Origin of the sequence: Bradyrhizobium sp. (assembly GCF_016462955.1) — a bacterium.
GTDB lineage: Bacteria > Pseudomonadota > Alphaproteobacteria > Rhizobiales > Xanthobacteraceae > Bradyrhizobium.
The window spans coordinates 2,851-3,139 of record NZ_JAEMSD010000659.1 but is presented as its reverse complement, the minus strand read 5'-3'; the positions used below and the strand labels follow the sequence as shown (position 1 = coordinate 3,139).

Sequence of the window (289 nt, the reverse complement as noted above, 5' to 3'; positions counted from 1 at the left end):
AGTCGAGGAGGACGCGCCGTGGGATCAGACCCTGTCGGGCGGCGAAAAGCAGCGACTCGCCTTCGCGCGGCTGCTCCTGCACAACCCCGACATCGTCGTGCTCGACGAGGCGACCTCGGCGCTGGACGAGAAGAGCCAGGACAAGATGATGAAGATGATCACCGAGGCGCTGCCCAAGGCGACCGTCGTCAGCGTCGCGCATCGCGCCGAGCTCGAGGCCTTCCACAGCCGCAAGATCGTGCTGGAGCGCCGCAAAGGCGGCGCCAAGCTCGTCAGCGACATCGACCTG

General features: G+C 66.8%; 1 protein-coding gene. It reads left to right on the top strand.

Annotated elements, in window-relative coordinates:
- A partial coding sequence (locus JHD07_RS36425) for an ATP-binding cassette domain-containing protein (protein ID WP_291630983.1) occupies nucleotides 1-289 on the top strand: 289 nt, incomplete at both ends.